Source organism: Bradyrhizobium sp. SZCCHNRI1009, from assembly GCF_032487575.1.
In the GTDB taxonomy this organism is placed as follows: Bacteria; Pseudomonadota; Alphaproteobacteria; order Rhizobiales; family Xanthobacteraceae; genus Bradyrhizobium.
Genome location: NZ_JAUEUL010000028.1, coordinates 58,105 through 79,702, shown reverse-complemented (window position 1 = coordinate 79,702; position 21,598 = coordinate 58,105). Strand labels below are relative to the sequence as shown.

General features: G+C 66.3%; 16 protein-coding genes. 9 read left to right on the top strand and 7 right to left on the bottom strand.

Annotation, left to right across the window (positions count from 1 at the left end; translation table 11 throughout):
* Positions 1–578 precede the first annotated feature (578 nt).
* Positions 579–1,616, bottom strand: coding sequence for a S1C family serine protease (locus QX010_RS29860; RefSeq protein WP_316183266.1), 1,038 nt, complete (start codon positions 1,614–1,616; stop codon positions 579–581).
* A 347-nt stretch (positions 1,617–1,963) separates the two neighbouring features.
* Here QX010_RS29860 and QX010_RS29855 point away from each other — a divergent pair, with 347 nt between their 5' ends.
* Complete coding sequence (locus QX010_RS29855) at positions 1,964–2,731, top strand: thermonuclease family protein (RefSeq protein WP_315802468.1); 768 nt, start codon at positions 1,964–1,966, stop codon at positions 2,729–2,731.
* 43 nt (positions 2,732–2,774) lie between these two features.
* Here QX010_RS29855 and QX010_RS29850 read toward each other — a convergent pair whose 3' ends face one another.
* The 3 genes from QX010_RS29850 to QX010_RS29840 form a co-directional block, all read right to left on the bottom strand.
* Complete coding sequence (locus tag QX010_RS29850; protein WP_316183265.1) at positions 2,775–4,103, bottom strand: sorbosone dehydrogenase family protein; 1,329 nt, start codon at positions 4,101–4,103, stop codon at positions 2,775–2,777.
* Between the two features lie 81 nt (positions 4,104–4,184).
* A complete protein-coding gene (locus QX010_RS29845) occupies positions 4,185–5,972 on the bottom strand; it encodes a chloride channel protein (protein WP_315802466.1) in 1,788 nt (595 codons plus the stop codon).
* Positions 5,973–6,224: 252 nt separating this feature from the next.
* Entirely contained in the window at positions 6,225–7,457 is a 1,233-nt protein-coding gene (locus QX010_RS29840) for an acetyl-CoA C-acetyltransferase (protein WP_316183264.1), read from the bottom strand.
* A 568-nt stretch (positions 7,458–8,025) separates the two neighbouring features.
* Here QX010_RS29840 and QX010_RS29835 point away from each other — a divergent pair.
* The 7 genes from QX010_RS29835 (at position 8,026) to QX010_RS29805 (ending at position 18,487) form a co-directional block, all read left to right on the top strand.
* Positions 8,026–8,997, top strand: a complete 972-nt coding sequence (locus QX010_RS29835) for an amidohydrolase family protein (RefSeq protein WP_315802464.1) — start codon at positions 8,026–8,028, stop codon at positions 8,995–8,997.
* A gap of 46 nt (positions 8,998–9,043) precedes the next feature.
* Positions 9,044–10,357: a C4-dicarboxylate transporter DctA gene (gene dctA / locus QX010_RS29830; RefSeq protein ID WP_316183263.1), complete on the top strand. Its 1,314-nt coding sequence runs from the start codon at positions 9,044–9,046 to the stop codon at positions 10,355–10,357.
* 244 nt (positions 10,358–10,601) lie between these two features.
* Entirely contained in the window at positions 10,602–11,522 is a 921-nt protein-coding gene (locus QX010_RS29825; RefSeq protein ID WP_316183262.1) for a PepSY-associated TM helix domain-containing protein, read from the top strand.
* A 345-nt stretch (positions 11,523–11,867) separates the two neighbouring features.
* Positions 11,868–13,448 (top strand): efflux transporter outer membrane subunit, encoded by a 1,581-nt coding sequence (locus QX010_RS29820; protein ID WP_316183261.1) that lies wholly within the window; start codon positions 11,868–11,870, stop codon positions 13,446–13,448.
* Positions 13,448–14,563, top strand: a complete 1,116-nt coding sequence (locus QX010_RS29815) for an efflux RND transporter periplasmic adaptor subunit (RefSeq protein ID WP_316183260.1) — start codon at positions 13,448–13,450, stop codon at positions 14,561–14,563. Before QX010_RS29820 ends, QX010_RS29815 begins: the two co-directional genes overlap by 1 nt.
* A 34-nt stretch (positions 14,564–14,597) precedes the next feature.
* Positions 14,598–17,675 carry an efflux RND transporter permease subunit gene (locus tag QX010_RS29810; protein ID WP_316183259.1) on the top strand — a complete coding sequence of 1,026 codons (3,078 nt, stop codon included), beginning with the start codon at positions 14,598–14,600 and terminating at the stop codon, positions 17,673–17,675.
* A 122-nt stretch (positions 17,676–17,797) separates the two neighbouring features.
* Complete coding sequence (locus QX010_RS29805; RefSeq protein WP_316183258.1) at positions 17,798–18,487, top strand: PadR family transcriptional regulator; 690 nt, start codon at positions 17,798–17,800, stop codon at positions 18,485–18,487.
* A gap of 412 nt (positions 18,488–18,899) precedes the next feature.
* Here QX010_RS29805 and QX010_RS29800 read toward each other — a convergent pair whose 3' ends face one another.
* Both QX010_RS29800 and QX010_RS29795 read right to left on the bottom strand, forming a co-directional pair.
* Positions 18,900–19,736, bottom strand: a complete 837-nt coding sequence (locus tag QX010_RS29800; RefSeq protein ID WP_316183257.1) for a class III extradiol dioxygenase family protein — start codon at positions 19,734–19,736, stop codon at positions 18,900–18,902.
* 5 nt (positions 19,737–19,741) lie between these two features.
* Positions 19,742–20,095, bottom strand: coding sequence for a protocatechuate 4,5-dioxygenase subunit alpha (locus QX010_RS29795; RefSeq protein WP_315782786.1), 354 nt, complete (start codon positions 20,093–20,095; stop codon positions 19,742–19,744).
* A 122-nt stretch (positions 20,096–20,217) separates the two neighbouring features.
* On the opposite strand from QX010_RS29795, the gene QX010_RS29790 reads away from it, so the two are divergent.
* The gene (locus tag QX010_RS29790; RefSeq protein WP_316183256.1) at positions 20,218–21,150 is read left to right on the top strand and encodes a LysR family transcriptional regulator; all 933 of its coding nucleotides are present in this window, start codon (positions 20,218–20,220) and stop codon (positions 21,148–21,150) included.
* A gap of 24 nt (positions 21,151–21,174) precedes the next feature.
* Here the strand turns inward: QX010_RS29790 and QX010_RS29785 are convergent, their stop codons facing one another.
* Positions 21,175–21,561 carry a VOC family protein gene (locus QX010_RS29785; RefSeq protein ID WP_316183255.1) on the bottom strand — a complete coding sequence of 129 codons (387 nt, stop codon included), beginning with the start codon at positions 21,559–21,561 and terminating at the stop codon, positions 21,175–21,177.
* Positions 21,562–21,598 lie beyond the last annotated feature (37 nt).

Genomic DNA, 21,598 nt, shown 5'->3' with positions numbered 1-21,598 from the left:
GTCGCGGCATGGTGGCCAACAAGCCCGGCGCACCAGGGAGACTGCGTATAAGCGTGAAGACCGTCGCGCAGGGAATGCCGGAGTGTTCGGCTTTGCCTGTGGTACCTGCCGCCTGCATTTTTTTCGCAGGCGGGCCATGGGTGAGGCCTTCACCCGGCATTCCCTGCGCCCTCTGCATGATTTGCGAGGGGCGAATTGAATGTAGAACTCGGGCGCGACGCGCCGCGAGGCTGAGATGTCGTGTCCCGTGCTGTTTGAGACTGTGAATTAGATGAACGGAGACACCTCTGCCGTGCAACAGCTGGATTCAATAGCGCCGCTTGACGACGGAGAAGATGCGACATGCTGATGACTGCGCCCTCTCCCCTTGTGGGAGAGGGCATGTACGACAGTGTGACAAGGACGGTCGGGTGAGGGGTATCTCTCCAAAAACGCCAATCGCGGAGAGATACCCCTCACCCAAACGAGTATGCGGAGAGGCTATACATGCCCTCTCCCGCAAGGGGAGAGGGCACTATATCACACAGCTCGGCTTGTCGAGCCAATCGTTGCCAGCACTATGCGCTCATGTAGCAAGCTTATCCAGCCGCCTGCCGCGCCGCAGGCTTGCGCTCCACCGGGTGGATGTCGATGCCGCGCAGCCTTCCCAGCCGCAGCACATCCATCGCGACGGTGCGGCCGATGCGATCGCGGTCGAGCACGCGGATCAGGTCGTCGACGCCGTTGATGTCGGCGCCGCCGAGGCTGATCACGACATCGCCCGGCAGCAGGCCGGCACGCGCCGCCGGGCCATCCGGCTCGATCTGCATCAAGAGCGCGCCCATCTTGTTCTCGACGCCGGCGAGCAGCGCGTGACGCCGCGGCACCGGCGCGGTCTGCCCGGAGACGCCGATATAGGCGCGGCGGACATAGCCGTGGCGGATGATTTCCGACAGCACGAACTGCGCGGTGTTGCTCGCGACCGCAAAGCAGATGCCTTGCGCCCCCTGGATGATGGCGGTGTTGATGCCGATCACCTCCGCGGCCGAGGACACCAGCGCCCCGCCGGAATTGCCGGGGTTGAGCGCCGCATCGGTCTGGATGACGTCCTCGATCATCCGGCCCGAGACCGAGCGAATCGAGCGCCCCAGCGCCGACACCACGCCGGCCGTCACGGTCGATTCGAAGCCGAGCGGGTTGCCGATCGCGACCACGAGCTGGCCGCGCCGCAGGCTCTTGGAGTTGCCGAGCGCGGCGTAGCGCAGGTCGCGCGCGTGATTGGCGCGCAGCAAAGCGAGATCGGTGTCGGGATCGACGCCCAGCACCTGCGCATCGGTGACGACGCCCTCGACGTCGCGCAGCCGGATGGCCTTCGACGAGCCGACCACATGGCTGTTGGTCAGCACCAGCCCGTCGGGCGAGATCACGATGCCCGAGCCGAGGCCGCCGCGCTCGGCGCGGGAGCCGGCTTTGGGGCCAGTCTCGACACGCACGACCGCAGGGCCGACGCGCTCGGTGACGTCGATGACGGCATTGGAATAGGCGTCGAGCAGCGCCCGGTCATCGGCCGGGGCAGCAGACGACGCTTGCGCCGGCGACAGCGCGTCGCCGGCGAGATCGGAGGTAAAGTCCAACATGGCAAGATTTCCTTCGGCCGCTCAGATGGGTAGCAGCCCGCCCCGGCGCAAGGCGGCGGTCTGTCCCGTTCGCAAGGCGGGCGAGCTGATCCGCACTTGCGGCCGTCGTTCGAGACGCCCGCCTCCGGCAGGCTCCTCAGGACGAGGACCGGCTGCGCGGCAATATCTCAAACCCTCATGGTGAGAAGCGCCGCACGCCAAAATGAGCCAAGCAGTCGGTCCAGATGGCGGTGCGTCTCGAACCATGAGGCCGAGACGCCGGATCCCAAGCCGCACTTGCCGTGACTCACGAGCGATGTGATAGGACTGGACGCGGATATTTGATGCAATTGATTGCGGGAGAAAACATGCGGCTGCGAGACCGGCTGTTGTCGTTGTGTGGGGCCATTGTGCTGGGAGCCGGCATGACCGGCGCATCGCTGGCGGCGAGCGCCACGGTGCGCAGCGGCGACACGATCCAGCTCGGCGACACTGTGTTCCGGCTCGACGGCATCGATGCGCCGGAGGTCGACCAGCTCTGCATCGACGATCACGCCGATTCCTGGAGCTGCGGCGTCGAGGCGCGCGAGCAGCTCGGCAAGCTGATCGGCGGGCGCTCGGTGCGCTGCGACGATCTCGGTCCCGACAAGCCGCTCAAGACCCGCAGGATCGGCCTTTGCACCATCGACGGCGACAAGGTCAGCCTCAACCAACAGGTCGCGCGCGCGGGCTACGCCATGAGCGCGGATCCGGCGATCAAGTATCGCGCCAAGGACGATGTCGCCGCGGCCAAGGAGGCGGTGCGCGGGCTGTGGAAGGGATGCTTCGTCGCGCCCTCAGAGTTCCGCGCCGACAAGAAGGACGGCGCCCTGCTCGGCGCCGCCTGCCGCGCCGACCGCGACCGCGAGATCCGTGCGGTGCTGTTCCCGGACGCGCCGAGCGCGCCGCCGGGCTGCAGCATCAAGGGCAAGTTCGCGGTGCGCGCCCGCGTGACCGGCAACATCGGCATCTACCATCTGCAGGGCTGCCCGAGCTATCCCGCGACCACCGAGCCCGACCGCTGGTTCTGCTCGGAGGACGACGCACGCGCCGCCGGCTTCCGCCGTGCGTTCAACTGCCGCGCACCGAAGAAGTGAGGACGGCCCGCTCGTGCTTCTCAATGCCGCATCAGCTGGTCCATCAGCGGCTGACGCGCCAGATCGTGCCGTTGCCGTCTTCGGAGATGAGCAGGCTGCCGTCGCGCGCCACGGTGACGCCGACCGGCCGCCCCCAGACCTCGCGATCGTTGACGACGAATCCGGTGACGAAATCCTCGTATTCGCCGGTGGGCGCGCCGTCCTTGAGCCTGATCCGGATCACCTTGTAGCCGGTGCGCTTCGACCGGTTCCACGAGCCGTGCTCGGCGGCGAAGGCATCGCCGCGATACTCCGGCGGAAACAGATTTCCGTCGTAGAACGTCAGACCGAGCGAGGCCGAATGCGGCTGCAGCAGCACGTCGGGCACGGTGATCCTGCCCTTCAGGTCGGGGCGCTCGCCGGCATGGCGCGGGTCGGGGTTGTCGCCGATGTAGTACCAGGGCCAGCCATAGAAGCCGCCCTCCTTCACCCGCGTGACATAATCCGGCACCAGATCGTCGCCGAGCCCGTCGCGCTCGTTGGTCGAGCACCACGGCGCTCCGGTTGCCGGCTGGATGGCGAGGCCGACGCAGTTGCGGATGCCGGTGGCGAACAGGCTGCGGTTCTGGCCGTCGGGATCGAATGCCAGCACGCCGGCACGGTCGGTCTCTCCGCCCCAGCCCGCGCCGAGCGGATGCGCCTTGATCCAGGCACTGATTCCGCCGGCTGGCTCTCCCAGCGCTTCGCCGACATTGCCGGCGGAGCCGACCGACACCAGCATGCGCTTGTCGTCCCTGGTGAAGACGATATCGCGCGTCGAATGGCCGTAGCCGGCCGGCAGATCGGCGATCGTCTGGGCCGCGGCCGACGCCTTCATGTCGCCAGCCCGATAGGGAAAGCGCATGACGCGCTCGGTGCTTGCGACATAGACCCATTGCGGATCGCGGCTCGGATAGAACGCGATGCCGAAGGGATGGCCGAGACGGTCGGCAAAGATCTCGCTGGAGGCGACCTTGCTGCCGTCCTCGCTCGGGCGCAGCACGCGGACGCGCCCGGCCCGGGTCTCGGCGACGAAGATGTCGCCATTCGGCGCGGTGCGGAGGATGCGCGGCCCGTTCAGCCCCTCGGCGAACAGCGCGACCTTGAAACCGTCGACGACCTTCGGCACGGCGGAGGCCGGTCGTTGCACCACGCGGGACACGTTCGCGGCGGACGCCGTCGCCCCCGGCGTGGGCAGGTCTTCAGGGCGGATCAGCCTGATCGTGCCCGGTGCATCACCCTGCCAGCTGCCGAACGCGTCCTTGCCTTTCAGCACAGCAGGTTCGGCTGCGGCGGCGGTCGCCGCCAGCGCGCTCAAGGTCGCCACGACAGCCGTGCTCATCAGTCTCGTCATGCAGTCCTCGCGCGTCTCGAACGGCCGGCAGTCTACCCCGGTCGAGGACCGGCGATCACGTGTCGCCGCGATGGGACGCGATCACGACAGCGCCCCGAGCACACCGCGCGTCGCCTGGTCGATCTCCTCGACATAGCGGCGGCGCGCGAAGGACTCGGTCAGGAAGCCGATCACCTTGCGGCTGTTCTCCGATTCCAGCACCGCCAGCTCTTCCGCGCCGGAATCGTCAAAGATCTTCATCGCCGTCTTGACGTTCATTTCGGGCAACAGCGCGACGTCGAAATATTTGGCGAGCTCGACCACCTGGATCTCGTCGGCGATGGAGTCCAATTCGCCCGAGAACAGATCGGGCAGCGACACCAGCCCGCAATAATCGTCGCTGTTGTTCACCACCACCACGGCCTGGCGCGTGCCCAGCGCGAACTCGCGCCGGCAGGCCGCGATGCTGGTCGTGGTCGGCACCTTGGCGACGTCGGAGCGCATCAGCCGCTCGACCGTGAGGTTGCGCAGCCAGCCGACGTCGTTGGCACTGCGGATGGTCTCGCCGCGCAGATGCAGTCGCCAGGTCGAGAACGAGTGGCCGAACAGGACGCGGACGCACACCGACGTCACGATGCAGGCGCCCAGCACGACGGCCGTGACGTCGACGCTGCGGGTCATTTCCAGCACCAGGAACGACATCGTCAGCGGCCCGCCGACGATGGCGACACCGAGCGTCGCCATGCCGGTGAGCATCGCCACCAGCGGGTCGATCGCGAGCCCGAGGCCGGCCAGCGCGAGCAGTCCCGCAAACAGCTTGCCGAGCAGGCTGCCGACGAACAGCGAGGCGAAGAACAGACCGCCGCGGAAGCCCGAGGCCAGCGAGATCAGGCAGGCGGCGAGCTTGAGCACGATGATGGTGGCGATCATGCCGACCGCCATCTCGCGATGCAGATCGAGCAGCATCGCGCCGTGGCCAGCCGCCAGCACCTGCGGCGTCACGATCGCCATGGCGCCGACACAGACCCCGCCGATCACCGGGCGCAGCCAGACCGGGATGCGGACGAACAGCCGCTCGACCGCCGGCGAGGCGCGCATCACCACGATGCCGATGCCGGCGACGAGGAGCGCCAGCACGAACAGCGCGATGTATTGCTCGAAGCCGACCGCGCCGACCTTGGCGATCTCCAGCGAATACGGCGCGCCGGCGAGATATTGCGAGGTCAGCGCACCTGCCAGCGACGCCGCCAGAATCGGCGCCGCGCTGCCCACGGAGTAGACGCCGACGATCAGCTCACAGGCATAGAACGCGCCGGTGATCGGCGCGCCGAAGGCGGCCGCAATGGCTGCCGCCGCACCGCAGCCGAGGATGAGGCGCAGATCGTTGCGGCGGAGTGTGAGATACTGCCCGAGAAGCGAGGCGACGCCGGCGCCGATCTGGGTGTAGCCGGCCTCAAGCCCGACCGACGCGCCGGAGCCGTTGGAGACCAGGGTCTGGCCGCTCACCACGATGCTGTCCCGCATCGACAGCCGTCCGCCGCGCAGCGCATTGGCCTCGACGGGGTCGACCGCGGCCGCGATCTTCCAGCGCCGCCGCAGCCATTCCATGATCCCGAGCGCGAGGCCGCCGCAGGCGGGTGCGATCAGCGCGACCGCCGGGTTGACCCAGGTATGAGCGCTGAGCCGGACATCGATCGGAATGCCATAGATGACCACATGCGCGACCTGCGCGATCAGGCTCATCACCGTCACGATCGCACCCGTCGCGACGCCGATCACCAGCGCCAGCGGTATCAGGTAGAACTCGTTGCTGCGCAGCAGGGCCCGCAGCCGCGTGACCACCCGGTTCGAAGCCTTGCGATCGATGATATGCGACAGCGTCGACAGCACGGAGAGCCATTTCTTCTACGATGAGGCCTCGCCGTGGCAATAACCTGTCGCAACTAGCGGAACAAGCGCGAATTCCTGTCCAGTCGAAACGTGGTTGACCGGTCCGGAAAGTGGAACCGCCGCGGCCCGCGCGATCCTACGCCTCCGCGCGGCACCGCTGAGGTCACAAGCAGCCCAAGTTTAAAACGACGGCGCCCGCCACGGGAGACTCCGCAACGGGCGCGTGCAACTCAAATCGAGGAGATCGACCGTTCAGACCCGCTCGATGATGATCGCGGGTGCCATGCCACCGGCCGCGCACATCGTGACCAGGCCGCGCTTGAGATCGCGCCGCTCGAGTTCGTCGAGCAGCGTCCCGATCAGGATGGAGCCGGTGGCGCCGATCGGATGTCCGAGCGCGATCGAGCCGCCGTTCACATTGACCTTGGCGCGATCGAGCTTGAGGTCGCGGATGTACTTCTCGGCGACGACGGCGAACGCCTCGTTGATCTCGAACAGGTCGATGTCATCAAGCTTGAGCCCGGCCTTGGCCAGCACCTTGCGCGTCGCCGGCACCGGGGCGTTCAGCATCAGGGTCGGGTCGTCGCCCATGTTGGCCATCGCCACGACGCGTGCCCGCGGCTTCAGACCATGAGCCTTGGCATAAGACGGCGACGCCAGCAGGATCGCTGCCGCACCGTCGACCACGCCCGAGGAGTTGCCGGCGTGATGGACGAAGTCGATCTCGAGGTCGGGATAGCGCTGCAGGATCAGGTTGCGATAGGTCGTGCCCTTCTCGTCAAGCGCGTAGTCGGCGATCGCCGGAAACGCCGGCTTCAGCCCGGCGAGCGCCTCCGCCGTGGTCTGCGGCCTGGGATACTCTTCGTGGTCGAGCGCGAGGCTGCCGTCCTCGCGACGTACCGGCACCAGGCTCTTCTTGAAGTGGCCGGCAGCGATCGCCGCCGCCGCGCGCTTCTGGCTCTCCAGCCCGAGCGCGTCGACATCGGCGCGGGTGATGCCTTCCATGGTGGCGATGGCGTCGGCACAGACGCCCTGGTGCGACTGCGGGTGCAGCGCGCGCAGATGCAGATTGCCGGCATCCATCATCAGCGGCCCCTCGCCGCGCCGGCCCTCCATCGACATCATCTCGCAGCCGCCGGCGACGACGAGATCCTCCTGCCCTGCCATGATCGAGGCGGCGGCGATGTTGACGCTGGTGATGCCGGAGCCGCAGAAGCGGTCGAGCGTGACGCCGGAGGCGCGGATGTCGTAGCCGGCATCGAGCGCCGACATGCGGCCGAGGTCGCCGCTCTGCGGGCCGCGCTGCGACGAGCAGCCCCAGATGATGTCGTCGACATCGCCGGTGTCGATGCCGGTGCGCTCGGCCAGCGCACGCAGCACGGTGGCGCCGAGATGCTGCGGATGCAGCCCGGCGAGCGCGCCCTTGCCGGCCTTGCCGATACCGCGCGGCGTCCTGCAGGCATCGATGATGAGCGCGTCGACCATGGTGTTTCCTTTGCCCGATGTTGCTGTGCGCTGACAGCGCGCAGCGTCTCGGCGGCCGCACGCCTCTCTTTGTTGTCGCATAGCATCGCGCATGCGGTCTTCACAACGGCGCTTGAAGCTGCCGGCGCATGACCAAAACGCACGCCATGGCGTTGATGCAACTCACCTTTCCGTCGCACGAACAATTCCGCGGATCTGCGCGCTCACGCGGCCTTCTCGCAGACTGGTTGAAGAGCAGCCGATCTCGCCCAGCCGCGCTGCAACGCAGCTCGAACGGAGGGTCTCGGCAACGTTGGCAGTTGGGCTGCAGAGCATTGTCCAAGCAAGCGAACTGTCCGTTCACCCAATGCTTCTTGTCGTGCCGCAGAGGCTGCAAGATCCTCGATCGGGAACGACCGGGATCACAGCGATCCGCCGGCTCCGGATCCGGAGCACTCATGATCACGACGCCACGTTGAGAGGTCGCCTGACCTCGCCATTGTGGCGTGACGATAGCAAACACGAACGATGCCGGCGCCTGGCAAGCGACGCCTGCCGTGACCGCGGCCATCCCGAGGAGGACGCTCTGATGTTGAGACGAGACCTGCTGGCCACCATGGCCGGACTGGGAGCGGCGAGCGTGCTCGGCGCGGTCCCCGCGCAACTCTCCGCCGAAGAGGCCAAGATCCCCAACATCGCCGGGCCGGATCCGGCACCGAAGACCCCAAGCTTCAGGGCGCCACCGGGCAGCGTCGATACCCACACCCATATCTTCGGACCGGCCGCGACCTATCCGTTCTCGCCCACCCGCCCCTACACGCCGCCCGACGCATCGCTGGAGATGTTCCGGGCGCTGCACGCCAAGATCGGCGTCGAGCGCGCCGTCATCGTCAACGCCACCGTCCACGGCACCGACAATCGGGTCGTGACCGATGCGATCGCGCAGAGCAACGGCAACTACAAGGGCGTCGCCAACATCAATGCGGCGATGTCCGATGCCGACCTCGCGGCGCTCGGCAAGGCCGGCATCTGCGCCTGCCGGTTCGCCTTCCTCCGCCGCCTCGGCGGCGTCGGCGACATGAACGTCTTCCGCAGCCTCGTGGACCGCGTCGCGGCGATCGGCTGGCACGTCGACATCTATCTCGAGGCCGGAACGATCCAGGAATTCGTGCCGATCCTGAAGGCGCTGCCGGTCACCTATGTGATCGACCACATGGGCACGATCAGCGCCGCCAAGGGGATCGACGATGCCGGGTTCAAGGCGCTGCTCGACCTGCAGGCGAGCGACGACAAGTGCTGGATCAAGATCACCGGTCCCGAGCGCGCTTCGGCCTCCGGCCCCCCATTCCACGACGCGGTCCCGTTCGCCCGCAAGCTGATCGACAACGCGCCGGATCGCGTCATCTGGGGCACCGACTGGCCGCATCCGAACGTCAAGATCATGCCCAATGACGGCGATCTGGTCGATCTGATCCCACTCTACGCCCCGGATCCGGCCATGCAGCGAAAGCTGCTTGTCAGCAATCCCGAACGGCTGTTCAAGTTCGAGCCCAAGAGCTGAGTCACCGCCAGCTGCGACTTCGAACCTTTCAGCGACAGGACCGATCATGACCGCCACGACCCTCACCGCCGACAGCAAGGCAGGCGCCCGCCGAGGCTGGTGGAAGGAGCTTTGGGTCCAGGTCATGATCGCGATGGCAGCGGGCATCCTGCTCGGTGCCATCAAGCCGGATCTCGGCGCCCAGATGCAGCCGCTCGGCGACGCCTTCATCAAGGCGATCCGGATGCTGATCGCGCCGATCATCTTCTGCACGGTGGTCAACGGCATCGCCCACATGGCCGACATGGCCAAGGTCGGCCGCGTCGCGATCAAGGCGCTGATCTATTTCGAGGCCATCACGACGCTGGCGCTGATCATCGGCCTGACCGCGGTGAACCTGTTTCAGCCCGGCGTCGGCATGAACGTCGACCCGGCGACGATCAACTCCGCGACGATCGAGCCCTATGTCAAGCAGACCGCTGCGGTCGGCTTCGTGCCGTTCCTGCTCAACATCATCCCGCAGACCTTCGTTGGCGCCTTTGCCGAGGGCAATATCCTGCAGGTGCTGTTCATCTCGGTGATGTCAGGCTTTGCGCTGATCTGGCTCGGCGATCGCGCCAAGCCGGTGACGGACGTGATCGAGGTCGCCGGGCAGATGATCTTCGGCGTCGTCCGGATCGTGATGTGGGCAGCGCCGCTCGGCGCCTTCGGGGCAATCGCCTTCACCGTCGGCAAGTTCGGCATCGGCTCGCTCGCCAAGCTCGGCCTGCTGCTCGGCAGCTTCTACCTGACCTGCCTGATCTTCATCGCCGCCGTGCTCGGACCGATCGCCGCCTTCACCGGCTTCAGCCTGTGGAAGCTGATCCGCTACCTCAGGGACGAGGTGCTGGTCTGCATCGCCACCACGTCATCGGAGACCGTGCTGCCGCGCATGCTGGCGAAGCTCGAAGCCGCCGGCTGCGAACGCAGCATCGTCGGTCTCGTCATCCCCACCGGCTATTCGTTCAATCTCGACGGCACCTGCCTCTACCTCGCCACCGCCGCGGTGTTCCTGGCGCAGGCGACCAACACGCATCTCGACGTCAGTCACCAGATCGGGCTGCTGCTGATCCTGCTGGTGACATCGAAGGGCGCAGCCGGCATCGCCGGCGCCGCTTTCGTCGTGCTGGCCGCAACGCTGGCCGCGACCGGAACGATTCCGGTCGCCAGTGTCGCCTTGGTGCTCGGCATTCACCGGCTGATGTCGCAGGGGCTGACGCCGACGAACCTGATAGGTAACGCGGTCGCCACCATCGTCATCGCGAGGTGGGAGAATGGCTTGGACGCGACGCGCCTGCGCGAGGTGCTCGATGGCGGCATGACGGCATCTGATGCAAATTGAAATCATTGAAGCAGACGTGAAGCGAGTCTCGCCGCATTGACGCCGATCAAACGGCGCATGACCTAAAATTAATAGTTGTCTTCTTTCGTCTCGCTGCTGTGCTCAGCTAATGAAGCGCAGCGGACGACGTGTCGATATCCCCGCGTCGTCCAGCAAGAACGATCAGAAACGTTCACGGAGCAAGCGCCTGAGGACCACCGGTCCCGCATGACACCGTGCGCGAGACGATCAATCGGAGACGATCATGAACAAGCAGCTTCTGCTCAAACTTCACCGTTGGATCAGCCTCGTCTTCGCGCTGCCATTGCTTGTCATCATCGTGACCGGGATGATCCTCTCCTTCGAGCCGATGGCACAGGTCGCCGCCGTCAAGCCGCACAGCGTCGATCCGGCGCGCGTGGTCGCGCTGATCAAGCAGTACGATCCCGACGGCAAGGCACGCGGCCTGTCAATCGACGCCTCCATGCAGCACCTGACCTTGCAGGGGGCGCCAGGCACCGAGGTCGACATGACGACCGGCGCCGCGGTCGAGAGGCCGGCGATGGCCAGCGTCTTCTCGTGGGCGCGCAGGACCCACGAGCATCTGATCGGAATCCCCGGCCTCACCCTGATCTCGACCGTCGCCATGGTCGGCATCATGATCATCGGCATCCTGATGGGACTGCCGCGGCTGCGCAACACGCTGTCCGGCTGGCACAAGGGCACGGCCTGGTTCACGCTGCCGCTGATTTTGCTCAGCCCGCTCACCGGACTCTGCCTCGAGCTCGGCCTCACCTTCGCAGGCAGCGCGCCGCCCGCAGCGGCCAAGCGCATCTCGCTGCCTGAGGCCGTCAGCATCGTCTCCAGGGACCACGACCTGTCGTCGGTGAACTCGATCGGCAATCGCGGCGGGCGGATGATGGCGAGGATCATCGAGGACGATGAGCTCAGGGCCTATGCGGTCACGTCCGACGGGCTCTCCGCATTGCCGCGCAACTGGCCGCGCCTGCTGCACGAAGGCAACTGGTCTCTGATCGGAAGCGCGGCCAACATTCTGATCTCGGTCGCGTTGTTCGCGCTGCTGGTCACCGGCGTGTTGATCTGGACGCAGCGCCGGCTCCGGCGTCCGAGCCGCGCGCGCAGCGTGCCGTCGAAGCCGGTGGTCGCATCCTCGATGCCGTCCTGACGACCGCGATCATCGCATGGAGCCGGCTCGCCCTGCGGGCCGGCTCAGTTACGACCTTGCGCGCGATCTGCGCGCTGCTTCGCGACAACATGGGTTCGGCAGCAGAGCTCTCCCGATCATTATGACGAGCGACGTCGGCCCCCGCCAATACGGGACGAGCAGCGGCGTTCTCGGGGTTCGTCGCAGAACTGTCATGCGCGAGTCCGGCGCAGGCGGGCACCGACGCCGCGCGAACGGTGCGCGAGACCTCAAGCTGTGAGCAAGCCCGTCCTGTCATCAACGTGACTTGACCTGATCGGTACCGCCACGCATCGTCAGCAACAGAAAACGAAACGGTTTAGTTTCATGTCTGATGATGTCCAATTGTTTCACGGCTGTTCGGGACCAGTCCCAAGACGCAGCGCATTGCCCTTGCGGCTCGGCCTGCTCGGCTGGAGCATGCTGCTCGCGTCCTGCGCCGTCGGTCCGGACTTCATGTCTCCCGACGCGCCGGCCGCAACCGGTTATGTGGCCGAACGTCGGCTCGCCGCGACCGCCAACGCCTCGACACCGGGCGGCAATGTGCAGAGCTTCGCGCCCGGAGGCGATCTGCCCGGCACTTGGTGGGCGCTGTTTCATTCCCGGCAGATCAACGCCTTCGTCGAGGAGGCGATTCGCAACCACCCGGACATCGAGGCCGCACAATTGGCGTTGCGTGCCGCGCGCGAGAACGCTCTGTCGCAGCAGGGCGCGCTGTTTCCGCAGCTGAGCGCGAGCGGGTCGGCCGAGCGTACGCAGGCCTCCAGCACGCAGCAGGGACAATGGCCTGGCCAGACGTCGCTCTACACGCTCTACGGTAGCTCCGTCAGCGTCAGCTACGCGCTCGACCTATGGGGCGGTACGCGGCGTCAGGTCGAGGCGCTGCAGGCCCAGGCCGACTACCAGGGGTTCAAGATGGAGGCGACGTATCTCGCGCTGACCGCCAATGTGGTGACCGCCGCGATCACCGACGCCTCGCTGCGCGACCAGATCGCGGCGACCGAGGAGATCATCAGGGCCGAGACCGATCAGCTCGGCCGCATCCAGCGCCAGTTCGACGTCGGCGCGATCTCCAAATCCGACGTGCTGGCGCAGGAGGCAACGCTGGCGCAGGCCAAGGCGACGTTGGCACCACTGCAGAAGCAACTGGCGCAACAGCGCAATCAACTGATGGCCTATCTCGGCCGGCTGCCGAGCCAGGACCGCGGCGAGCACGTGACGCTCGCGGAGCTGAAGCTGCCGCGCAAGCTGCCGGTCTCCCTGCCCTCGTCGCTCGTCCGGCAGCGTCCCGACATCCGGCAGGCCGAGGCGACCTTGCACCAGGCGACTGCGACCGTCGGCGTCGGGATCGCCAACCTGCTGCCGCAGGTGACGCTGTCCGGCAGCTACGGCGCGAGCGGGCCGGAGCGGCTGTTCTCGCCGACGACGCTGGTATGGGATGCCGCCTCGAGCGTCAGCCAGAAGCTGATCGACGGCGGCACGCTGTACCACACCAAGGAGGCCGACGTCGCCACGTTCGAGCAGGATTTGTCGCTCTACAAGAGCACGGTCATCACGGCGTTCCAGAACGTCGCGGATTCGCTGCGCGCCATCCAGTACGACGCCGAGGCGCTGAAGGCGCAGGCCGCCGCCGAGAAGGCCACGGCCGACAGCCTTGCAATGTCGGTCGAGCAGTTCAAGACCGGCGCCGTTCCCTACGCCAACGTCATCACCGCGCAGCAATCCTATCTCAACGCCCGGGTCTCCCGCATCAAGTCGCAGGCCACGCGCTTCACCGACACCGCGGCGCTGTTCCAGGCGCTCGGCGGCGGCTGGTGGAATCGGCAGGACGAGACACCGGCGGCGCTGCCGCGCGCCAATCCCGGCTATTTCGCCGGTCCCAATCGTACGACCCAGGAAGCAATGTAATGAAGAAGCGCATGGTCATCATGCTGGCCGCCATGGCCGCTCTGTTCGGCGGCCTGTACGGCTTCCAGACCTTCAAGGGCATCATGATCGCCAAGGCGATCGGCGCCATGGCGAACCCGCCGCAGACGATCTCGACCACGGTCGCGGCGACCGCGCCGTGGCGCTCCAATCTCACCGCAGTCGGCTCGCTGCGCGCCGTTAACGGCGCCGATCTGTCACTGCAGGTCTCGGGCATCGTACAGAGCATCCAGTTCAATTCGGGTGATGCCGTCGAATCCGGCCAGTCCCTGCTGCAACTGGTCGCCACCGACGACGTCGCCAAGCTGCAATCGCTGCAGGCGACCGCCGAGAACAACGCCATCGTCGTCAAGCGCGACGAGGAGCAGATCAAGTTCAACGCCGTCAGCCAGGCGACGCTCGACAGCGACCGCGCCAACCTGAAGAACGCGCAGGCCCTGGTCGCGCAGCAGAAGGCGGTCGTCGAGCAGAAGACCCTGAAGGCGCCGTTCGCCGGCCGCCTCGGCATCCGCGCCGTCGATCTCGGACAATTTCTCAGCGCGGGCACCACCATCGTGACCTTGCAGAGCCTCGATCCCATCTTCGTCGACTTCTATCTGCCGCAACAATCGCTCGCCGACATCCGCATCGGCCAGGACATCACCATCGTGGTCGATGCCTTCCCTGCCGAGCGTTTCGCCGGCCAGATCTCGGCCATCAACGCCAAGGTCGATTCCACCAGCCGCAACGTCCAGGTCCGCGCCACGCTGCACAACGCGGCGGCGCGGCTGCTGCCGGGCATGTTCGCCAAGGTCGAGATCGCGACCGGACAGCCCGAGCAGCTCGTCACCCTGCCGCTGACGGCTGTCGTCAGCAATCCCTATGGCGACCTCGTCTATGTCGTCGACGATCTCAAGGACGGCCAGGGCAGAGCGCGGCAGACCTTCGTCAAGAGCAAGCCGGCCAAGGGCGACCGGATCGCGATCACCGACGGCATCAAGCCGGGCGAGACGGTGGTGATCGCGGGCCAGATCAAGCTGCGCAACGGCAGCCCGGTGAGAATCGACAACTCGCACGTCCCGGTCGCCGAGGCCGCGCCTGACGTCGTCGATCAGTAATTCGCGAAAAGCCTCCGACCTTCAGAGCCCGCCCATGCGCTTCACAGACATCTTCATCCGTCGGCCGGTGCTGGCGCTCGTGGTCAGCGCGCTGATCCTCGTGCTCGGCCTGCGTTCGATGACGACGCTCGCCATCCTGCAATATCCGCGCACGCAGAACGCCATCGTCACGGTCAGCACGGCCTATGCCGGCGCCGATAGCGATATCATCGCCGGCTTCATCACCACGCCGCTGGAGAATGCGATCGCCCAGGCCAACGGCATCGACTACATGACGTCGACCAGCGTCACCGGCAGCAGCACCATCACGGTGAACCTGCGGCTCAACTACGATTCCGGCAAGGCGATGACCGAGATCAACGCCAAGGTGAACTCGGTGCTGAACCAGTTGCCGACCGGCACGCAGCAGCCGACCCTGACCCTGAAGGTCGGACAGACCATCGACGCGATGTATATCGGCTTCGCCAGCGACGTGCTGGCGCCGAACCAGATCACCGACTATCTGACGCGCGTGGTTCAGCCGAAGCTGCAGGCGGTCTCCGGCGTGCAGACCGCCGAATTGCTCGGCGCCAAGAAGTTCGCGCTGCGCGCCTGGCTCGATCCCGACAAGCTCGCGGCCTATGGCCTGACGGCGACCGACGTGTCCACGGCGCTTTCGGGCAACGACTACATCTCCGGGCTCGGCACCACCAAGGGCCGCCTCGTGCAGGTCGACCTCGCCGCCGCGACCAACCTGCATTCGCTGGAGCAATACCGCAACCTCGTCGTCAAGCAGGTCAATGGCGCCATCATCCGCCTGCGCGACGTCGCCAATGTCACGCTCGGCAATGACGACTACGACAGCGCGACGCGTTTCAACGGCAAGACCGCGGTCTATATCGGCGTCCAGGTGGCGCCGACCGCGAACCTGCTCGACGTCATCAACGGCGTGAAGGCGGTCTATCCGGAGCTGCAGCGGCAATTGCCGAACGGCATCACCAGCGAGATCCTCTACGACTCCACCGACTTCGTGAACTCGTCGATCGACGAGGTGATCCACACGCTGGTGGAGGCCATCGGGATCGTGATCGTCGTGGTCTTCATGTTCTTAGGCTCGTGGCGCTCGGTGCTGATCCCGGTGATCGCCATTCCGCTGTCGTTGATCGGCACCTTCGGCCTGATGCTGCTGATGGGCTTCTCCATCAACCTGCTGACCCTGCTGGCCCTGGTGCTCGCGATCGGCCTCGTCGTCGACGACGCGATCATCGTGGTCGAGAGCGTGCACCGCCTGATCGACGAGGGCGTGCCGCCGGTCGAGGCGGCGATCCAATCGGCGCGGGCGCTGGCGAGCCCGATCATCGCGATGACCGTGGTGCTGATCGCGGTCTATGTTCCCGTCGGCTTCCAGGGCGGCCTCACCGGCGCGCTGTTCACCGAATTCGCCTTCACCCTCGCCGGCGCCGTCACCGTCTCCGCGGTGATCGCTCTGACCTTGTCGCCGATGAATTGCGCCTGGCTGCTGCGCCGGACCGAGCGCGACGCCACGACGCTGGAGGCTCGGCTGGTCCGCACCATCGACCGCGTGCTCGAACGTCTCGCCCACGGCTACCGCCGCGGGCTGGAAAGTGTGTTCGCGACCAAGCCGGTGGTGGTGGTGTTCGCGCTGCTGCTGCTCGCGATGATCCCCTGGCTCTATGTCAGCTCCACCAGCGAGCTCGCGCCGGACGAGGATCAGGGCATCGTGTTGTCGTTGACGAATTCCGCGCCCTCGGCCACGCTCGAGCAGCGCCAGTTCTACGGCCAGCAGCTTTACGGCCTGATCGCGCAGCGGCCGGAGACACGCACCGTATTCCAGATCGACACCCCGACGCAGGCGATCGGCGGCTGGGTGCTGAAGCCGTGGGATCAGCGCAAGGCGACGACCAAGACCCTGCAGCCGGAATTCCAGCAGCTCTTGAACAGCATCGCCGGCGCCCGTTCCGTCGCTTTCCAGCCCTCGCCATTGCCGGGCAGCAACGGCCTGCCGGTCCAGTTCGTGATCGGCACCACGGGGTCCTTCAACGAGCTCAACGACGTGTCGCGCGATTTCATGACCAAGGCGCTGGCGAGCGGCAGATTCATCTTCCTCGACAGCGACCTGAAGATCGACAAGCCGCAGACCACCGTGGTGTTCGACCGCGACAAGGCCGCCGATCTCGGCCTCAAGATGAGCGATCTCGGCGGCGCGCTCGCGACCATGCTGGGCGGCAACTATCTCGACTATTTCAGCCTGGAGGGCCGCTCCTACAAGGTGATCCCGCAGGTCCGGCAGAACGATCGCCTCACCGACACGCAGCTGCTCGACTATTCGATCCGCACCAGCGGCAATGCCATGGTGCCGCTGTCGACCGTGGCCCGGCTCGAGCGCAAGACCATTCCTGAGTCGCTCAATCACTTCCAGCAGATCAACGCGGCGACCATCTCCGGCGTGGCGATGCCGGGCATCGCCATGGGCGACGCGCTCGCCACCCTGAAAGAGATCGCGACATCGCTGCCATCGGGTTACTCGATCGACTATGGCGGCGCCTCGCGGCAGCTGGAGCAGGAATCCGGCGGCTTCGTCACCACCTTCGTGTTCGCGCTGATCATCATCTTCCTGGCGCTCGCCGCGCTGTTCAACAGCTTCGTCGATCCGGTCATCATCCTGGTGTCGGTACCGATGTCGCTGGCGGGCGCGCTGATCTTCATCAGCCTCGGCATCGGCGGCGCCAGCATCAACATCTACACCCAGGTCGGCCTCGTCACCTTGATGGGCCTCGTCAGCAAGCACGGCATCCTGATGGTGGAGGTCGCCAACGAGCTGCGCGAACACGGCAAGGACCGCACCGAGGCCATCATCGCGGCGGCCACCGTCCGCCTGCGCCCGATCCTGATGACCACGGCGGCGATGGTGCTCGGCGTGATCCCGCTGATCGCCGCGAGCGGCGCCGGCGCGGTGTCGCGCTTCAACATGGGGCTGGTGATTGCCACCGGGCTCGCCATCGGCACCCTGTTCACGCTGTTCGTGGTCCCCGTCGCCTATGCGCTGATCGCCCATCGGGGTACGGCGCACGAGACGCCGACCCAGGCTGCCGGGGCGACAGCCGCTCCTTAAACGGCTTACAAAACAACGAAATATCAGAAGCTTAGGCGAAGACCCGACAATCGAGCAGCCCGGCATTGACAAACGATATACGTAACCGATATATCGTTTGTACGAACGGGAGATCATATCGTATGAGACATCATCATTGGAAATTCGGACCTTCTCGCCGCGACGACGAAGAGCGCGGTTGGGCGCAACGCGGACGGCATGAGCGGCATGGCTTCGGCGAGACCTGCGAGGACATCCGGCTCAGCGGGCGCGGCCCCGGATTCGGCCGCCATCGCGGTCCCGGCCTGTTCGAACGGGACGGTCGCCGTGGCGGGCGCGAGGAATTCGGACGTGGCGGCGGGCGCTTCTTCGGCCCCGGCGACCTGCGCAGCCTGCTGCTGTGGCTGATCGGCGAGAAGCCGCGCCATGGCTACGAGCTGATCAAGGCGGTCGAGCAGCTGGTCGGCGGCGCCTATTCGCCGAGCCCGGGCTCGGTCTATCCGATCCTCAGCCTCCTCGAGGACATGGGCCAGATCGAAGCCGCCTCAAGCGAGGGTGGCAAGAAGCTGTTCGCGATCACCGACGCCGGACGCCAGGCGCTGAAGGACGACGAGGCGGCGATCGAAGGTCTGCTCAGCCGGCTGCGCATCATGGCCCGCACCATGGGCGGCATGCGCCCGCCCGAGCAGGTGCTGCAGACGGTGCAGACGCTGAAGATGGCGCTCAAGATGCACCGGCAGGGTTGGAGCGAGGACGAGGCCAAGCGTGTCAGTGACATCCTCACCCGGGCCATCGCCGAGATCCAGGGCGACGACGACGGCGCGGCGAGCTGACATCAACATCAGCCAGGAGCGGAGGCGTAGCAGCCGGAATTGATATCCGTGCTTGCGCCGTGCAGACGGTGCGCTCCCTCTCCCCGTTCTTCACGGGGAGAGGGGCAACCACGCGGGAAGCGTCGGTTGAGAAACCATACTCCCCTCATCCAAAACATCTGCTGTCGTCCCGGCCTTTAGCCAAGACTGCTAACATCGGGTCGCGATGAGACAGGCGACTGATAGCGACGTTCCTCGATAGCATCCGCGGTATGGGTCCCGGCGTTCGCCGGGACGACACCGTTGATGCGGCCTAGTCGAGCCAAACACACTGCTGTCGTCCCGGCCTTGCGCCGGGACCCATACCGCGTGATGGTCATTGGCGGAACGGCTCTCGGTCATCACCTTCCGCACCAGGATCCCGCAAGAGCCGCTACACCGGCTCCAGCACCATCAATCCCGTCGCCGTGTTGGAGATCGGGATGTGATAGTTGGAATGCTCCTTGCGGACCTTCTCCGGCAAGGTGCCGCGCGCCACCATCCAGTTCAGCAACTCGACGCCCTGGGTGCCCGACAGCTCGACCAGCTCGGTGGTCGAATACTTCGTCGCCCACGAGGGATCGTCGATCATGCTGGCCATGAACTTCTCATCGAAATCCTTGTTGATGAAGCCGGCCCGCTCGCCGTCGAGCTGGTGCGACAGGCCGCCGGTGCCCATCACGACGACGCGCTCATCCCCAGGCCAGGATTCGATCGCCCGCGCCAGCGCCTGACCGAGCTTGTAGCAGCGTGCAGCCGATGGCAGCGGCGCCTGCACCGTGTTGACGACGACCGGCACCACCCGCACCGGCCATTTCTGATCCGGCCAGCACAGCGCCATCGGCAGGGTGAAGGCGTGATCGACCACCATCTCCTGGCAGGTCGTGAGGTCGAAATCCTCCTTCACCAGATGCTCGATCAGGTGCCACGACAATTCGCTGTCGCCCTTGAACGGCGCGGTCTGCGGAATGCCCCAGCCCTCGTCGGCATTGCTGTAGCTGTCGGCCGCGCCGACCGCGAAGGTCGGCATCTTGTCGAGGAAGAAGTTGAGGCCATGGTCGTTGTAGACGAGCACGACGACATCCGGCTTCACCCTGGCGAGCCATTCGCGCACATGCGGGAAGCCGTCGAAGAACGGCTTCCAATACGGATCCTGCTGCAGGCCCTTGGCGATTGCGCCGCCGATGGCCGGAACGTGGGAGGTGGTGATGCAACCGACGATCTTTGCCATGACGATTACCCCCTCGCCGCCAGAAGCTTGGCCTTGAACTGCTCTTTCGTCAGCCCGGTCTGCTGCGCGCCGATGTCCTGCATGTCGAGCCCGAAAATGCCGGCGAACTTGGCGAGGTAGTAGGCGTTGCCGCCGGCCTCGATCAGCTCGAGCACGTTGCGGTTCTTGATCGCCGCGCGCTGCTGCGCATTGAGGCCATATTTGGCGCAATAGCCGTCCTCGTCGGCGACGAAGGCCTTGCGGTTGGCGGCATCGTTGAACGAGTAGCACATCTTGTTGAGCGCGTAGCCTTTGCGCGCCTGCTCGCCGTCGAAGATGGTGGTGCCGGGCACGGGCTGCCGGGCTGACGTGGCGGACATCGTCGCCTCCCCTGTTCGTGTTACGACGACCACGCTTGATCTGGATCAAACGCGGCGCCGGTTCGTGCCGCCAGTATCGCCGACAGACATCCCCGATAAAGGCCGCGCGGCCGATCTGATCCATGAGCCAATTCGATCATTTGGACCTCGACGGCCACCTGCTGCAGCTGCTGCTCGCCGTCATCGAGGAAGGCTCGGTGACGCGCGCCGCGCAGCGGCTCGGCGTCACGCAGTCGGCCGTCAGCCATCTGCTCGACAAGCTGCGCGCGATCACCGGCGATCCGCTGTTCGTGAAGTCCGGCCGCGGCATCGTGCCGACCGCGCATGCGCAGCTCCTGGCGTTGCGCGCCCGCGCGCTGCTCGACGATCTCCGGAGCTTCTCGCACACCGCCGCGTTCGAGCCGGCGAAAATCTCCGCGCAGGTGACGATCGCGGCCAATGATCTGCAGCGCGACCTGCTGCTGCCGTCCCTGCTCCGCTACGCCCGCGCGCAGGCGCCGGGCCTCAGCCTGCGGGTGATCCCTTCAGGCGCACCGATGCCGGAAATGCTGCGCGAAGAACACTGCCAGCTGATCATCACGCCGCGCCCGCCCGAGGGCAGCGACATCCTGCAGAAGCGGCTGTTCGAGGACAGCTATCGCGTGTTCTACGATGCGGGCCAGCGCGAGCCGCCGGAAAGCCTGGAAGACTATCTCGCCAGCGACCATGTCACCGTGCTGTACGAGCCGCGACGCCGGCTCGACATCGACGAGGTCCTCGCCGAACGCGGCATCGTCCGGCGCTTCGCGGCGCAGGTTCCCGGCTTCGGCGGCATCGGGCCGTTCCTGCGCGGCAGCCGCATGATCGCGACCCTGCCGAGCCTGCTGCGCGCCTACATGCTGCGCGGCCTCGCGGTCGCGCCGGTGCCGGTCCCCTGCCCGGCGATGCCGATGTACATGGTCTGGCACCTGCGCCACCACGAGGATCCGATGCACCGCTGGCTGCGCCAGCAGCTCGAGATCGTGGTCGCGCCGAGCCTCGCCGCTGCGGCCGAGCACATGCCCATCATGGCGTGACTCATCCCGAGAGGTGAGCGGCCCTCACCCCGGCGTATGGCACACCGCCTCGATGTTGTTGCGGTCGGCGTCGCGCACGAACGCGCCGTAATAGTTCTCGTGATAATGCGGCCGCAGTCCAGGCGCGCCGTTGTCGCGTCCGCCTGCCGCGATCGCCGCCTGATAGAATGCATCGACCGTGGCGCGATCCTTGGCGTGGAACGCGACATGCGTCGAGGTCGCGGCCGTTCCGCCGGTGCCGATCCAGAAATCCGGACGGCCGTCGCCGAAGCCGGCGTGATCACCGTGGCCGCCGGTCTGCGCGTCGGTGATCTCCATCATCAGAACGTAGCCGAGCGGCGCCAGCGCCGCCGCATAGAACGCCTTGGCGCGGGCAAAGTCGGAAACGGGGAAGCCGACGTGGTCGAGCATGGCGATCCTCATCGATGATGACGGCCGAATGCTAGCT

Bases quoted from the DNA above. Each gene is read 5' to 3' on its own strand.
- QX010_RS29835 (WP_315802464.1), top strand. From the start codon at position 8,026: ATGTTGAGACGAGACCTGCTGGCCACCATGGCCGGACTGGGAGCGGCG.
- QX010_RS29860 (WP_316183266.1), bottom strand. From the start codon at position 1,616: ATGTTGGACTTTACCTCCGATCTCGCCGGCGACGCGCTGTCGCCGGCG.
- QX010_RS29825 (WP_316183262.1), top strand. From the start codon at position 10,602: ATGAACAAGCAGCTTCTGCTCAAACTTCACCGTTGGATCAGCCTCGTC.
- QX010_RS29795 (WP_315782786.1), bottom strand. From the start codon at position 20,095: ATGTCCGCCACGTCAGCCCGGCAGCCCGTGCCCGGCACCACCATCTTC.
- QX010_RS29855 (WP_315802468.1), top strand. From the start codon at position 1,964: ATGCGGCTGCGAGACCGGCTGTTGTCGTTGTGTGGGGCCATTGTGCTG.
- QX010_RS29815 (WP_316183260.1), top strand. From the start codon at position 13,448: ATGAAGAAGCGCATGGTCATCATGCTGGCCGCCATGGCCGCTCTGTTC.
- dctA (WP_316183263.1), top strand. From the start codon at position 9,044: ATGACCGCCACGACCCTCACCGCCGACAGCAAGGCAGGCGCCCGCCGA.
- QX010_RS29805 (WP_316183258.1), top strand. From the start codon at position 17,798: ATGAGACATCATCATTGGAAATTCGGACCTTCTCGCCGCGACGACGAA.
- QX010_RS29810 (WP_316183259.1), top strand. From the start codon at position 14,598: ATGCGCTTCACAGACATCTTCATCCGTCGGCCGGTGCTGGCGCTCGTG.
- QX010_RS29800 (WP_316183257.1), bottom strand. From the start codon at position 19,736: ATGGCAAAGATCGTCGGTTGCATCACCACCTCCCACGTTCCGGCCATC.
- QX010_RS29840 (WP_316183264.1), bottom strand. From the start codon at position 7,457: ATGGTCGACGCGCTCATCATCGATGCCTGCAGGACGCCGCGCGGTATC.
- QX010_RS29820 (WP_316183261.1), top strand. From the start codon at position 11,868: ATGTCTGATGATGTCCAATTGTTTCACGGCTGTTCGGGACCAGTCCCA.
- QX010_RS29850 (WP_316183265.1), bottom strand. From the start codon at position 4,103: ATGACGAGACTGATGAGCACGGCTGTCGTGGCGACCTTGAGCGCGCTG.
- QX010_RS29790 (WP_316183256.1), top strand. From the start codon at position 20,218: ATGAGCCAATTCGATCATTTGGACCTCGACGGCCACCTGCTGCAGCTG.
- QX010_RS29785 (WP_316183255.1), bottom strand. From the start codon at position 21,561: ATGCTCGACCACGTCGGCTTCCCCGTTTCCGACTTTGCCCGCGCCAAG.